The sequence below is a fragment of the Micromonospora sp. WMMD812 genome, assembly GCF_027497215.1.
Classification (GTDB): Bacteria; Actinomycetota; Actinomycetes; order Mycobacteriales; family Micromonosporaceae; genus Micromonospora.
This window is the reverse complement of the sequence record NZ_CP114904.1, coordinates 4,204,267-4,217,081: the sequence shown is the minus strand read 5'-3', so window position 1 is coordinate 4,217,081 and position 12,815 is coordinate 4,204,267. Positions and strand designations below refer to the sequence as shown.

General features: G+C 70.0%; 16 protein-coding genes and 1 pseudogene. 6 read left to right on the top strand and 11 right to left on the bottom strand.

The genetic code is table 11. The features are described 5' to 3' along the window. Position 1: 1 nt before the first annotated feature. The 4 genes from O7603_RS19415 (at position 2) to O7603_RS19400 (ending at position 2,532) form a co-directional block, all read left to right on the top strand. Complete coding sequence (locus O7603_RS19415; RefSeq protein ID WP_281571224.1) at positions 2 to 307, top strand: DUF1048 domain-containing protein; 306 nt, start codon at positions 2 to 4, stop codon at positions 305 to 307. A gap of 64 nt (positions 308 to 371) precedes the next feature. Further along, positions 372 to 881: an EXLDI protein gene (locus O7603_RS19410; RefSeq protein WP_281571223.1), complete on the top strand. Its 510-nt coding sequence runs from the start codon at positions 372 to 374 to the stop codon at positions 879 to 881. Between the two features lie 125 nt (positions 882 to 1,006). Further along, a complete protein-coding gene (locus tag O7603_RS19405; protein WP_281571222.1) occupies positions 1,007 to 1,768 on the top strand; it encodes an ATP-binding cassette domain-containing protein in 762 nt (253 codons plus the stop codon). Positions 1,769 to 1,770: 2 nt separating this feature from the next. Further along, on the top strand, positions 1,771 to 2,532 hold the full coding sequence (locus O7603_RS19400; protein ID WP_281571221.1) for an ABC transporter permease: 762 nt from the start codon (positions 1,771 to 1,773) through the stop codon (positions 2,530 to 2,532). Between the two features lie 99 nt (positions 2,533 to 2,631). Here O7603_RS19400 and O7603_RS19395 read toward each other — a convergent pair whose 3' ends face one another. From O7603_RS19395 to O7603_RS19370, 6 genes are all read right to left on the bottom strand, one after another. Next, on the bottom strand, positions 2,632 to 3,777 hold the full coding sequence (locus O7603_RS19395) for a hypothetical protein (RefSeq protein ID WP_281571220.1): 1,146 nt from the start codon (positions 3,775 to 3,777) through the stop codon (positions 2,632 to 2,634). Continuing rightward, on the bottom strand, positions 3,774 to 4,274 hold the full coding sequence (locus O7603_RS19390) for a SigE family RNA polymerase sigma factor (protein ID WP_281571219.1): 501 nt from the start codon (positions 4,272 to 4,274) through the stop codon (positions 3,774 to 3,776). The genes O7603_RS19395 and O7603_RS19390 overlap by 4 nt, the downstream gene beginning before the upstream one ends. 258 nt (positions 4,275 to 4,532) lie before the next feature. Beyond that, positions 4,533 to 5,003, bottom strand: a complete 471-nt coding sequence (locus tag O7603_RS19385; protein WP_281571218.1) for a hypothetical protein — start codon at positions 5,001 to 5,003, stop codon at positions 4,533 to 4,535. 141 nt (positions 5,004 to 5,144) lie between these two features. Continuing rightward, positions 5,145 to 5,789 (bottom strand): class I SAM-dependent methyltransferase, encoded by a 645-nt coding sequence (locus O7603_RS19380; RefSeq protein WP_281571217.1) that lies wholly within the window; start codon positions 5,787 to 5,789, stop codon positions 5,145 to 5,147. Positions 5,790 to 5,925: 136 nt separating this feature from the next. Next, the gene (locus O7603_RS19375; RefSeq protein ID WP_281571216.1) at positions 5,926 to 6,549 is read right to left on the bottom strand and encodes a suppressor of fused domain protein; all 624 of its coding nucleotides are present in this window, start codon (positions 6,547 to 6,549) and stop codon (positions 5,926 to 5,928) included. A gap of 63 nt (positions 6,550 to 6,612) precedes the next feature. Next, positions 6,613 to 7,119 (bottom strand): SRPBCC family protein, encoded by a 507-nt coding sequence (locus tag O7603_RS19370; protein ID WP_281571215.1) that lies wholly within the window; start codon positions 7,117 to 7,119, stop codon positions 6,613 to 6,615. A 152-nt stretch (positions 7,120 to 7,271) separates the two neighbouring features. Between O7603_RS19370 and O7603_RS19365 the strand changes: the two genes are divergently transcribed. After that, positions 7,272 to 7,823: a hypothetical protein gene (locus tag O7603_RS19365; RefSeq protein WP_281571214.1), complete on the top strand. Its 552-nt coding sequence runs from the start codon at positions 7,272 to 7,274 to the stop codon at positions 7,821 to 7,823. Between the two features lie 202 nt (positions 7,824 to 8,025). Here O7603_RS19365 and O7603_RS19360 read toward each other — a convergent pair whose 3' ends face one another. Next, positions 8,026 to 8,376 carry an antibiotic biosynthesis monooxygenase gene (locus O7603_RS19360; RefSeq protein ID WP_281571213.1) on the bottom strand — a complete coding sequence of 117 codons (351 nt, stop codon included), beginning with the start codon at positions 8,374 to 8,376 and terminating at the stop codon, positions 8,026 to 8,028. Positions 8,377 to 8,492: 116 nt separating this feature from the next. Between O7603_RS19360 and O7603_RS19355 the strand changes: the two genes are divergently transcribed. Beyond that, positions 8,493 to 9,152, top strand: a complete 660-nt coding sequence (locus O7603_RS19355) for a GNAT family protein (RefSeq protein WP_281571212.1) — start codon at positions 8,493 to 8,495, stop codon at positions 9,150 to 9,152. Positions 9,153 to 9,420: 268 nt separating this feature from the next. On the opposite strand, the pseudogene O7603_RS19350 reads toward O7603_RS19355, so the two are convergent. The 4 genes and pseudogenes from O7603_RS19350 to O7603_RS19335 form a co-directional block, all read right to left on the bottom strand. After that, positions 9,421 to 9,657 (bottom strand): annotated as a pseudogene (locus O7603_RS19350) (DUF4190 domain-containing protein); the annotation flags it as partial. Positions 9,658 to 9,811: 154 nt separating this feature from the next. Continuing rightward, positions 9,812 to 11,017 carry an MFS transporter gene (locus O7603_RS19345; RefSeq protein WP_281576737.1) on the bottom strand — a complete coding sequence of 402 codons (1,206 nt, stop codon included), beginning with the start codon at positions 11,015 to 11,017 and terminating at the stop codon, positions 9,812 to 9,814. A 218-nt stretch (positions 11,018 to 11,235) separates the two neighbouring features. Continuing rightward, positions 11,236 to 11,997 carry a helix-turn-helix domain-containing protein gene (locus O7603_RS19340; RefSeq protein WP_348651026.1) on the bottom strand — a complete coding sequence of 254 codons (762 nt, stop codon included), beginning with the start codon at positions 11,995 to 11,997 and terminating at the stop codon, positions 11,236 to 11,238. A gap of 152 nt (positions 11,998 to 12,149) precedes the next feature. Further along, positions 12,150 to 12,767 carry a pyridoxamine 5'-phosphate oxidase family protein gene (locus O7603_RS19335; protein WP_281571211.1) on the bottom strand — a complete coding sequence of 206 codons (618 nt, stop codon included), beginning with the start codon at positions 12,765 to 12,767 and terminating at the stop codon, positions 12,150 to 12,152. Positions 12,768 to 12,815 lie beyond the last annotated feature (48 nt).

The window sequence follows — 12,815 nt, the reverse complement described above, 5'->3', positions numbered from 1 at the left end:
CGTGAGCATCCAGGACATCATCGAGGGCAAGAAGCAGTGGCGGGCGCACGTCGCCCGGGTCAAGGCTCTCCCGCCCGACTATCGGATCGTCTACCAGGAGATGCAGCGCTACCTGTTCAAGGTCGGGCCGACCGACCTGCTCGACGGGGGTCTGCTCCCTGGAATCGTCGACTTCTTCGAGGAGGGCGTCGCAGCCGGCAAGGGCGTTCTGGAAGTCACGGGCACTGACGTCGCCGCCTTCTGCGATGACCTGATCAAGGACTCGCGCACCTACGCCGACGTCTATCAGGAGTCGCTCACCCGATAGCTCCAGCGTTGCGTGTACGTATAGGTGTGCGTATAGTCAGGTCATGCCCAACAAGACCATCTACGTGTCCGACGACGACCTGCCGCTTTTTCAGCGCGCCCAGGAGCTCGCCGGCGGCACCCTGTCGGCGGCCATCGCCGCCGCACTGCGTCGCTACGTCGAGGTCGAGGAGGGCCGGCAGCAGGGATACGACGATGTCGTCGTGCGCGTCGGGCCCGGGCTCGGCCGCAAACAGCGGTTCTCCGGCGTGCTGCTGGCCGAGATGGAGCGGACCGGCAACGAGCGCGACGAGACCTATCGGGTCTACCGCACCCGCAGCGAGAAGTACGTCGTTCACCTCGAGCGGTCCGAGGCGCAGGTGAACACCGGACCGAACGCCGAGAAGTACCGCACCGGCTGGCGCGCCTGGGTCGGTGACTGGAGCGCCAACCAATCCTGGACACGCATTCCCGCCGACTCCAGCCTGCGCATCGCCGACGACCTCGACGCGCTGCGCGGAATCATCCCGACCGAGCTTTACGAGCTGGTTCTCGACGCCGTCCACGAGCCGACGATCGAGGACCTCGACATCTGATCCACGCCTGACCAACCACGGACGAGCCGCCGGCTCGCCCGTCGATCACACACGTCCCGCATCACGGACGGAGCCGACGGCGGCCCGCCCGGCGATGACCCCTGCCCAAGCACAGGAGGCGGCACATGGCAACAGCCAGCCCGGCGATCCGGGTCAACGGATTGCGCAAGTCCTACAAGGAACTACCCGTCCTCAAGGGCGTCGATTTCGAGGTGGCGCGCGGCAGCATCTTCGCGCTGCTCGGGTCGAACGGCGCCGGCAAGACCACGATCGTGCGCATCCTGTCCACCCTGCTCAAGCCGGACGGCGGCACGGCAAGCGTCCACGGGTTCGACGTCGGGTCCGAGCCGCTGCGGGTGCGCGAATCGATCAGCCTGACCGGGCAGTTCGCCGCCGTCGACGAGATCCTCACCGGCCGGGAGAACCTGGTCATGGTCGGCCGGCTCCGCCGGGTCGGCAACCCCCGCGAGACCGCGGACCAGCTGCTCGAGCGGTTCGGGCTAGCCGACGCCGGCAGGCGCCGGGTCGGGACGTACTCGGGAGGCATGCGCCGGCGGCTCGACATCGCCATGAGCCTCATCGGTGACCCTCCGATCATCTTCCTCGACGAGCCGACCACCGGCCTCGACCCAGAGGGCCGCATCGAGGTATGGAACGAGATTCAGAAGCTCGCCGGCGGTGGGACGACGGTGCTGTTGACCACGCAGTACCTGGAAGAGGCCGAGAAGCTCGCCGACCGGATCGCGATCCTGCACGAGGGCACGATCATCGTCTCCGGCACCCTGGCCGACCTCCGGAAACTGCTGCCGCCGGCCAAGGTCGAGTACGTGGAACGGCAGCCCACTCTCGAGGAAGTGTTCCTCTCCGTCGTCGGAAAGCAGGCCTGACCATGACCACCCACGTTCTCAGTGACACCGGCGTGATGCTCGACCGCTCGATCAAGCACGTCACCCGCAGTCTCGACACCATCATCACCGTTACGATCATGCCCATCGCGTTCCTACTGTTGTTCCGATATGTGTTCGGCGGCGCGATCCAGGCCAACACCGACAACTACGTCAACTATCTGATGCCCGGCATCCTGCTGATCGCGATTGCCAGCGGCATCTCGTACACGGGATTCCGGCTGTTCATGGACATGAAGAGCGGCATCTTCGAGCGGTTCCACTCGATGCCGATCGCCCGGTCATCTGTGCTGTGGGGCCATGTGCTGACCTCTCTGGTGTCCAACAGCATGTCCGTGGCGGTCATCATCGGAGTCGGGCTGGTGATCGGCTTCCGCTCCTCCGCCGGGCTGCTGGCCTGGCTCGCCGTGGCGGGCATACTCACGCTGTTCACCCTCGCCCTGACCTGGCTCGCAGTGATCCCCGGCTTGACCGCGTCCACCCCGGACGGGGCGTCCGCCTTCTCGTATCCGCTCATCTTCCTGCCGTTCATCAGCTCGGCGTTCGTCCCCACCGAGACGATGCCCGGCCCGGTGCGAGCCTTTGCCGAGAACCAGCCGGTCACCGCCATCGTCAACGCCATCCGAGCACTGTTCGAGCAACAGCCGGTCGGCAATGACATCTGGATCGCGCTCGCCTGGTGCGCCGGAATCCTGGTCATCGCCTACGCGTTCGCGATGGCCGCCTACCGCCGCAAGATCGCCTGAACCGACCGGCCATGCACAACCCCCACCAAGGATGCGTCTGGTGGGGGTCGTGCATGGCCTGCAACGGGTCAACGGTGCCCTCCAAAAACCTGGCTCCGGTCACCGATCGCCGGTAAACGGATCAATGGGCCAGGTCGCCGGGTCCTCGCCGCCTGTCCAGTCGCACTCGGCGACGATCCGTCGGACCAGCGTGGGGTCGTAGCGGCCGGAGGCGGTCAGCGACAGCACGCCGTCGCCCTGGTCGGCTGCCACCTCCATGATGTGGGCGCCGCCGTCTCCGGGATGCTCCACGACCCGGGCCGGCCGGCCGCCGATTGTTTCGTTGGCGTCGGTGACTGGGCCGGACTCGGTGGTGAACAGGATATGGAACGTTCCGTTGCTCACGCTCAGCATGCTGGTGGCCGTGGTGCCTCTGAACACCACTGAACAGCTCTCCGGCTTCATCGTGGCGGGCAGCGAGCGCAGCCGGTACGGCGCCACACACCGGTAGGTGCGATCCAGCCGTACGCTGGCCGCGACCGTCAACGCATCGGTCTTGTCTCGCGCCCCCGCAACCTGTAGCCAGAGGCCGTTGGCGGCCCGCCAGCGCAGCACGGCGGACCGGCGGTCGTCGATCTTGTCGAGGGCGAACGTGCCGGATCGCCCGGCGACGCGGACGGCTTCGCGGTCACCGGCCAGCGGTTCCCAATCCTTCGTGTCGGCCCCGACCCGCACCACGAGCTCTCGTTGCTCACCGTTGTCGTCGACGCCGAAGAATGCGAGACGTTCCTGTCGCTCTTCGACCAGCTGCTGGTATTGGGCGTCAATGACCGGGAACGGCAACTGGGCCAAGCTGAGGTGCAGCAGCAGCGGCCGGCCGACTTCATCCGCCGAGTCGATCGCCGTAGCGGCACCGGCAGCGAGCGGCGGTGTCGGCAACACTGCCCTCGGCGAAGTACTTCTCGAGGGCGCGGACGGCGTCGGCTTCGCGGTCGGCGTCGGCTTCGCCGTCGGCGTCGGCACGCTCGGCCACGACCCCGGCCCCACCCCCGAGCCGGCGCTCGGGCTCAGCGCCGCCGTCAGCGACAGCACCACCGCCGCAGCGACGGCCGGCAGACCCGCCGCGCTCGCCGCGATACCGAACCGGCGCCGCCGGCGGTAGCGGACGCCCGCCGTGCGAGCCCCGGCGAGGAGCCGCTCGACGTGCACGTCCTCATCGGCGACACGGGCCAACGTCTCATGCAGCGCTCGATCCAGGTCAGTCATCGCGTTCCCTCCTTGGTGTACAGCGCCACATCAGCACCCACTTTGCCCCGCAACGTGGCAAGCGCCCGTTTCACCTGCGTACGCACGGTCACCGTCGAACAACCGAGCAACCCCGCTATCGACACATCGTCAAGGTCCTCGTAGTAGCGCAGTACCACCGCGGCCCGTTGCTTGGCGGGCAACTGCCGGACGTAACCCCACAAGACGTCGCGCTCGACAACCTCTGATTCAAGATCCACCTGGCTGGCGGAATCGCCGGTGTCCACCATGACGATCTCGCGGCTCGACAGTCGCCGCCAGCGCGTGATCGAAGCGTTGACCAGCATCCGCCGCAGGTACGCCTCCGGGTTCACAGTCGAGATGTGATTCCAGCGCGCGAACGCCCGCGCCAGCACCTCCTGGACCAGGTCCTCACCGCGATGCCGGTCGCCGGTCAACAGTCGCGCCAGACGCACCAGCGCTGCACCCCGCGCCCGCACGTAGTCGTCGAACTCCAAAACCTGTGCCACCCTCCCCGCCAAGCTGCGTACCCACACCCGGATATACGACCCCGGCACCAGCCTCTGTTGCACGGCACAGCACCCCAACCTGAGCGTTGGAACGGTTGGCGCGACTGGCCGACGATCTGGGGCAGCCGATAGTCGTGGTGCTGGCCCGGAGAGCAACCAGAACGCGACCGCAGAAGCTCGGCCACGATGGGGAGACGAAGCGTCTCCGATGCCTGGCCGTGAGAGCCATTGGCGCTGCGGAGGCGGCTAATCCATCGCCGGATGCGGTCGGCTTGGCTGGCTAGCCGGCTCCGGAATGAACTGATCAGTGACCGCCAGGCCGGCGTCCTGAGAGTCTCCAGGTCCGGGGCCACGACCGGCTCGATGCCAGGCGCGCACACGCCGTAGATCTGCGGCGCGATCACGTCGGTGAGGATGTGGTCGAAGTGGAGCGAGCCCTCGAATCCGAGCCAGACCACGCTGTCTCCCGCAGCGCACGCAATGAATCAGATAGGCGTGGAGGTCGGCCGGCAGTTCATCGAGGACAAGATCGTATTCGGTGACGCGGGAGTACGGAAACGAATCCGGATCGTCCCGCTCGAGCGGATACCGCTGCACCTCGACCGGCGCCATGCCGCCGAAGTCGAAGTTCGGCGACACCGCCGGAGTGCCCGGAACGAAGACGCTCACGACCGGCTGTGCGGCGAACCGCAGCCCGGATGCCAGATCAGCAACCACAGATGCCCCTCAGCTTCAGATCCTCGCCGCCCCACCAGGAGCCGACGCCCAGGCCGGCCGTGCCCAGTAGCACGGCGCTGAGCAGCATCGTGACACGCCGTAGCCGATGACCCACCGCACGAGAAGCGCGCAAGCCCGTCGTCAGGGCCGACGGCGCGCGAAAAGGAGGCCTCCGGGGACGCTTTGATCCAGGTCGGTCAGCATCTGCGTCTCGACCGCGAACCCGGCGTCGCGCAGCGAGGCCGCCATCTGGTCGGGCCGGCGACGATGGACGTGCACGTTCATCGGGTGGCCACCGTATCCCTGTGTCTTCAGCCGCGATCCGTCGCCGACATGAAAGCCGAGCAGCAGCAGCCCGCCGGCTCGCAACGCGCGCCAGAAGTGACCGAGGACCGTGGGCACCGCGTCGTCGGGGACGTGGATCAGCGACCACCAGGCGAGCAGACCGGCGACCGAGGAATCGGCGAGGTCCAGGTCGGTCATCGAGCCCACGTCGAACCGCAGGCCTGTGTGGTCGCGCCGTGCCACGTCGACCATCGCGGGTGAGAGGTCGATGCCGAAGGCGTCTACGCCCAAGGTGTGCAGGTGGGCGGTGACGTGTCCCGGTCCGCAGCCCACGTCCGCCACCGGCCCGCCGCCGGCGGCGTGGATCAGGTCGGCGAACAACGCCAGGCTCCCGCGCAGGTACGGCTCGTTGGCGAGAGCCTCGCGCACCTGTGCGGCGTAGCTGGCCGCGACCGTGTCGTAGGAGACCCGGGTGTCCGCCAACCAACCTTGGTCGGTCATTCCAGCCACGGTAAACGACTGAAGAGGATGCTCACCGGGCTTGATCGACCGGGGCGGAAGCCGTCGGGGAAAAACTGGTGGTGTCGCGGCTGTCGCCATTCATACACGGGGGTGTTTAGGTCGTCGGCGCGGGCCGTCAGGCCCGCGCCGGATCCGTGACCAGCAGCGGATTCGACCCGGTCATCTGGTCGAGCACCTGCCGGGTGCTCGCCTGCTGCATGCGTGTCTTCTCCTCGGGGGTGACCCCGACCGCCTGGTAGAAGGTCACCTTTCCATTGGGGGTGTCGATGGTGTCCAACTGCGGGTCGACGGTGAACGCGAAGACGGTCAGTCCCGTGTCCGGTCCGTCGGTGTGCGGATGCCCGGTGACCGGTTGCCGCAGGTCCATCCGGTGCCCGTCCTCGACGAGCACGCCCTGGCCGTTGATGAAGTTGGCGAGGTGGTTCAGCACGGTGAACGGCCAACCGGGCGCCTCGTCCTCGCTGCCCCGCACCACTCGCAGGGTCAGCTCGAAGCCCCAACCCGACCACTCCCGGTCGTCGTCGGGCCCCGGCGTGTACAGCTCGCTCAGCCCGTACGTCACGTAGTGCCAGTGCCCGGCGGCCGGATAGGACGAGCATCCCTGCAGATTGGCGCTGAACGCCGCCGGCGGTAGGTAGCCGACGTGGCGCGGTTCCACCCCCGGATACAGCAGGCTCAGCGCCGCGTCGATCGCATCCCAGCCGGGTGCCGCGTGCTCGTCCTCGACGTCATGGGTCACCCCGTCATCCTGCCGAACGCCGCCGCTCTGGGCGCACCCCGGCCGGCAGGAATCAACCTGTCATCACGACAGTCTGCCGAACTTGCCGGCGACGGCGTGGTCGGTGTCGGTCACCTCTCCCGTCTCCAGGAGTTGCTTGAGCCGGCGCAGGTTCGCGGCCACCTCGGTGGCGGGCGGCTTCCCGATCAGGATCAGCGCGGCGTGGCCCAGCCTGCCGAGGGGCGTGGTCAGCACCTCGTGCACCTCGGTCCGGGTGGGGCCGGATCCAGGAGCGAAGTGGACCGCCCACTCGGTTCTCATCCCGGGTGCGGTGCGCGTCTCGTAGCGGATCAGCTCGTTCGTGCGCTCCTCGGTCAGCCTCACCGTGGACCGCAGCCGGACGCCGAGCGGACCCTCGATCGTCCACCGGTACGTCGCCGGGCCGGTCCGCTCCACACCCAGGACGTCTCCCAGGAAGCGGGGCAGGTTCTCCAGGTCACGGTAGAAGCTGAAGACGTCCGCCACGGGGCGCTCGATGGTCACTCGCGCCTCGACCGCGTTGTCGCGGTGGCGGGATGCTGCGTCGCTCATCGCTGTCTCCGGCAGGTTCTCGCAGTCCCAGGCATCCCGGCGCGCTTGCCCGACTGCCGGTTCGCTAAACCTTGCGCCGAAGCGGGCGCGGGACAGCCGCGCTCATCGTCCGCGCCCCGATTCCTGTCGGTGCCGCTGGCTAACCTGCCGCCGTGACTAACACCGTGGACGCTGTCGGCGCGATGCCGACCATCGCCGACGAGGCGCGGTTCTGGGCCCTCGTCGAGGCCGCGTGGCAGCGGCTCGGCGACGAGCCGGCCGCGCTGCGCCGCCTCCTGATCGACCGCGACCCGATGGTCGACCCGGAGGCCGACGACGCGAGGCTGTACGCCCTCGACGACTGGCTCGACCCGTTCCTCGCCAACCTTCGCGACCTGACCGACGGCCTGTCCAGCGTCGAGCTGACCGACCTCGACCGGGTGGTGGAGCGGAAGCTCTACGACATCGACCGGGCCGACATCCAGGAGGTGACCGACGGCTCGGACGACGGCTTCCTCTACGCCCGTGGGTTCATCGTCGCGGTCGGTGAGCAGTTCTACGCGGCGGTCAAGGCCGACCCGGCCATGGCGGTGCTGGACGCCGACTGCGAGGAGATGTGCTACTTCTTCGCGCACCTGCACGAGGAGCGGTTCGGCGGTTGGCCGGAGACGGGCTCCGCGATCTCCCGCGAGTCGGTCAGCAACCCGGTGGGCTGGCCGGAGTGAGCCGTCGGCGGTGGCGGCCTCCGACCGCGGCGCCGAACAAGCAGGCCGGTGGCGAGATCGGCCGGCTCCCGGTCGGTCAGCGCGGTCGGTCAGCGCCCGGCCTCCGCGTCAGCGCCCCGCCTCCGCGTCGGCGCCCCGCCTCCGCCTCAGCGCCGGCCTCACGCTCAGCGCCCGGCCTCTGCCTCAGCGCCCCGCCTCCGCGTCAGCGGTCGGCGTCCAGCGACGAGGTGTCGCGGCCGTACTCCCGCTCGACCGTCGCCACGCGGACCCGGTAGTCCGCGTACCAGACCTCGCGGCCGCGCCGTTGGGCGACCAGGTGCGCCGCGACCCGCTTCCAACCCTGCGCCGCCGACTGGTCCGACCAGTACGACACGGTGATCCCGACGTCCTCGCGGGCGGACTCGATCCCGAGGAAGCTGGGCTGCCCCCTCGCCAGCTCCTCCATCGACGCGGCCATCACCGCGTACCCGTTGTCTCCGGGCGTGCGGACGGACGTGAAGATCACCGCGACGTACGGCGGCTCCAGCGTGTCGGCGAAGGGGTGGCTCGACATGCGCCTCAGGATGGCACACCTGACATCCGGAGCCGCTGGTGGTCGTGCCGGGCGGCAGAGCTGAGCGGGAGATCAATCGAGGTGCGGCGCGCGGCGCCCCGGCGTCAGAATGCCTCGTGATCGTCGACCACTGGCCCCTGCTGGGGCTGCGCGTGCGCACCGACCGGCTCGAGTTGCGGCTGCCGACCCAGGAGGAGCTCGCCGACCTGGCCGACCTGGCCGTACGCGGCATCCACCGGCCGGACGAACGGCCCTTCCTGACCCCCTGGACGGACCTGCCGCCACGGGAGTTGGGGCGGAAAGTGGTGCAGTGGCAGTGGCAGACCCGCGGACAGTGGACGCCGCAGGAGTGGACGCTGCAACTGACGGTCTTCGAGCACGACCGGCCGGTGGGTGTGCAGCAGATGCATGGGCGGAATTTCGCCGTGCTCCGCGAGGTGCGCAGCGCGTCCTGGCTCGGTCTGGAGCACCAGGGACGTGGCATCGGCCGGGAGATGCGCGCGGCGATGCTGCATCTGGCCTTCGCGGATCTCGACGCCGAGCACGCCGTCACCGAATCGTTCACCGACAACCCGGCCCCGCTGGCGATCTCCCGCGGGCTGGGCTACCGGCCGGACGGGATCAGCCGCGACGCGGTGCAGGGCGAGGTGCGGGTCTCGCAGCGGTTGCGTCTGACGCGGCAGGACTGGCTGGCGACCGATCGACTGCCGGTGACCGTCGAAGGGCTGGACGCCTGTCGGGAGCTGTTCGGGCTCGGCCCGACCGGCCAGCCGTAGCCGGCGGGCCGCCTCTGGAGCGCACCACGGCGCCAGCCGGCGGGCGGCCTCCGGAGCGCACCACGGCGCCAGCCGGCGGGCGTGCCGGGCCTACCGGTCAGCCGACGAGAAGGGCTGTCGGAGCGAGCCACGCCCGACCGACGGGTGTCCCGCGGCGCGGGGCGACGCGCGCCGCGGACACGGCCCCGCCGTGGTACGCGGGCGTCACCGGGTGCGCCCGCGCGGGGCCGTGCCGCGACGTCGTGCGTCCGCTCCGCGCCCCGGGTGGTCAGGCGGTTGTCGGACTGTTCATGGCCGCCACGAAGACGAGGATGAACCCGAGCACGCCGAGGATCGTGAAGATGTAGCTCAGCACGAGGCCCGCGGTGGCGAGGCCGTCGCCCTGCTCGCCGGTGCGCCGGATCTGCTTCTTCGCGACGTGGCCGAGCACGATCCCGACCGGGGAGAAGACGAATGCGAAGACCAGCGACAGGATCGCCATGACGTTGGTGCCGCCGGCCTGGGGCGCACTGGATGTCGGCCGGTCGTGCTCGGTGTACGACGGTTGACTCATCGGTCCCTCCCTGAATGTCTGCTGGGAGCCTCCTGATGTCCACCGTGGCTGATCGGCAAACATGGATCTCGATGCGCCTCGGCGACGGTCGCGGAGGCGCGCACGGTCACCCGTCGGCGGGCTCGGGCAGGTCGCGCAGACGGCGGACGGGCGAGAAGAGCACCCAGAGCACCCCGGCCAGCGCACCGACCGTGGCGATCCAGAGCGCCTCGCGTACGCCGAGGGCGGCACCGAGCGCCCCGCCGAGCAGCGCCCCGATCGGCCGGATGCCGTAGTTGATGGTGCGCCGGACACCGGTGGCCCGCGCCAGCATGGACTCCGGGGTGAGCGCGGTCTGCACCGAGCCGGTCACGATGTCGAGCATCATCACCCCGATCGCGCAGAGGAACTCGGCGGCGAAGAGCATCCCGAGGACCATCGGCGTCGGCCCGCCCGCCAGCGGGACGAGCAGCAGGGGAGCCGGGAAGAGCACGAACCCGGCGATCAGGATCGGTCCGATGCCGAACCGGCGGGTCAGCCGCCCGGTGACCGCCGCGCCGAGCAGACCGCCCACCGCGCCCCCACCGAGCACCGCGCCGAGCAGGCCGGGTGAGAGGTGCAGGTCCCGCGTGGCGTAGAGCACGAAGAGCGCGGCGAACATGAAGTTGAACAGGTTGACCGTGGTCGTGCCAAGCACGATCGCGCGCATCATCGGCGTCCGGGCGATGAAGCGCAGCCCGGCCGCGATCCCCAGACCGCGGCCGCGGGCCGGCGCCGGCTCCGTCGGGCGGATCCGCCCCAGGAAGTACGCGGACACGAGGTACGACACCGCGTCGACGACCAGGGCGATCGGCGCGGTGACCAACTGCACCAGGACACCACCGATGCTCGGCCCGGCCACCAGGGCCATCGCCCGACTGCCGTTGATGAGGGTGTTCGCGTCGACGTAGTCGGGCCGATCCACCAGGGACACGAAGAGCGGACCGCGGGCGACCTCGAACAGCACCGCGAGCGTGCCCATCGCGAAGGCCACCGCGTAGAGCTGGGGCAGCGTGAGCAGGTCCAGCAGGTATGCGGCCGGGACCGTGGCCAGCAGCAGCGCCCGGCCGAGGTCGCTGAGGATCATGAGGCGCCGCTTGTGGTGGAGCCGGTCCGCCCAGGCGCCCGCGACCAGTGAGAAGAGCAGGTTCGGCGCGAGCGCGGCGGCGGTGAGATAGCCCATCTGGGCGGGCCCGGCGTCGGTGATGAGCACGGCCAGCAGTGGCAGGGCCAGCGTGGAGATCTCGTCGCCGAAGTACGAGACGGTCTGCGCGGACCAGTACCGGCGGAACATCGCCCCGCGCAGGAGCCGGGGCAGCCAGCCGCCACGGACCGGCACACCGGCGGTGGCGGTCGGGGTGCCGGTGGGGGTCCCCACGGTCTCTTGCGCGCCGGCGGCGGCCCGGACGGTGTCCTGAACTCCGGCGGCGGCGCCGGTGCCCTCCTGGACCGCGGCGCCGGGGATGGCGGGCGCGGTGGGGGCGGCGACCGGAGGGCCGGGCACGTCACCGCTCATCGGGGGCCACCCCGTCCGGCCGTGCCGCCCTCGCCGGTGGCTGCGTCGCCGCCGGCAGCGGGTCCGACCGCCGTGCCATCGTCGGCAGCGGAGCCGATGGGTGCGCCGTGGCCGGTGGCGGGGCCGGTGGGTGTGCCGTCGTCGGCAGCAGGGCTGGTGTGCGCAGCGGGTCCGGGCGCCACGTCGCCGCCGGCGGTGGCGCCGGTTCTGACCGGTGAGAGCACGGCGAGTTGGATGAGGCTCACCCGGCGCCAGCCGGCCGGTCGTCGGGACGGGTCGGTGATCCGGTCGTCGTACTCGGCGAGCAGGGCGTCGAGCCGGGTCTGCAGCTCGGCCATCTCCTCGGCGGTGACGTAGAGCGACTGGTCGCCGAAGCCGGTGACGGCCCGCCAGGCCGCCGGTTCGTCGGGGCGTCGGGCGAGGGACTCCTGCGCCAGGCGGGTGTAGAGCGCGAGCTGAGCGCCGCTCAGTTCGTCGGTGGCCGCCCGCAGCTGCGGGTCGTCCGAGTCGTCGTCCCAGGAGGTGGCGAGCGCGGTGGCACGCCAGGGTCGCTCCCGGGCGTCGGCGCCGGGCGCCCGCTCGGCGAGGCCGTACTTGGCGAGCTGGCGAAGGTGGAAGGAGCAGCTGGGCACGCTCTCGCCGAGCTGCTCGGCCGCCCGGGTGGCGGTCATCGGGCCCTGGGTGCGCAGCAGCCCGATCAGGGCCATCCGCAGCGGGTGGGCGTAGCCGCGCAGCGCCTTCGGATCGGTCAGTTTCATCCGGGGCAGCGTCATACGCTAAAGCTATCTTTATAAAGACACCTTTAGCAAGTCGCGACCCCCCGCGATCTTGCACTTCCTGCCCCGGCATTTCGGGATGAATGCCGCGTTTGAGGGGCCGAAAGTGCAAGATCGCGGGGACTGTGCAGGGGTCAGGCGTAGATGGTTTTGATGTAGTCGGGGCCGTAGTGGCGTTCCAGGTCGGCCAGGCTCTCGGCGGGCGCCTCCACCTCCTTGATCAGGCGCGCCCGGGACGGCAGGGCGTCCGGCTGCCAGGTCTCCGGCCTCCACAGCTCGGAGCGGAGGAACGCCTTGGCGCAGTGGTAGAAGATCTGCTCGATCTCCACCACTACGGCGAGCACCGGGCGGTGTCCCTTGACGACCAGGTCGTCGAACCAGGGAGCGTCCCGGACCAGCCGGGCCCGCCCGTTGATCCGCAGCGTGTCGGTGCGGCCGGGGATCATGAAGATCAGCCCGACGTGCGGGTTCTCGAGGATGTTGCGGTAGCCGTCCGCCCGCCGGTTGCCCGGTCGCTCCGGGACCGCGATGGTCCGCTCGTCGAGCACCAGGGCGAACCCGGGCGGGTCGCCCTTCGGCGAGACGTCGCAGCTGCCGTCCGCGCCGGCGGTGGCCACCAGGCAGAACGGTGACGCGGCCAGCCACTCGCGGTCCCGCTCGTGCAGTCGGGTGCGCTCCTTGTTGGCGGCCCGCGCGTGCGGCGTGCCGAGCAACTCGCGCAGCTCCTCTGCCGAAGTGATCTCCACCGTCACGTGATCCTCCCCGGGGCGTTGACCGTTGTGGGCGGACCACCGCGCCGT

Bases quoted from the DNA above. Each gene is read 5' to 3' on its own strand.
- O7603_RS19360 (WP_281571213.1), bottom strand. From the start codon at position 8,376: ATGTCGAGCCACCCCTTCGCCGACACGCTGGAGCCGCCGTACGTCGCG.
- O7603_RS19370 (WP_281571215.1), bottom strand. From the start codon at position 7,119: ATGAGCGACGCAGCATCCCGCCACCGCGACAACGCGGTCGAGGCGCGA.
- O7603_RS19340 (WP_348651026.1), bottom strand. From the start codon at position 11,997: ATGAAACTGACCGATCCGAAGGCGCTGCGCGGCTACGCCCACCCGCTG.
- O7603_RS19405 (WP_281571222.1), top strand. From the start codon at position 1,007: ATGGCAACAGCCAGCCCGGCGATCCGGGTCAACGGATTGCGCAAGTCC.
- O7603_RS19400 (WP_281571221.1), top strand. From the start codon at position 1,771: ATGACCACCCACGTTCTCAGTGACACCGGCGTGATGCTCGACCGCTCG.
- O7603_RS19380 (WP_281571217.1), bottom strand. From the start codon at position 5,789: ATGACCGACCAAGGTTGGTTGGCGGACACCCGGGTCTCCTACGACACG.
- O7603_RS19345 (WP_281576737.1), bottom strand. From the start codon at position 11,017: ATGTTCCGCCGGTACTGGTCCGCGCAGACCGTCTCGTACTTCGGCGAC.
- O7603_RS19395 (WP_281571220.1), bottom strand. From the start codon at position 3,777: ATGACTGACCTGGATCGAGCGCTGCATGAGACGTTGGCCCGTGTCGCC.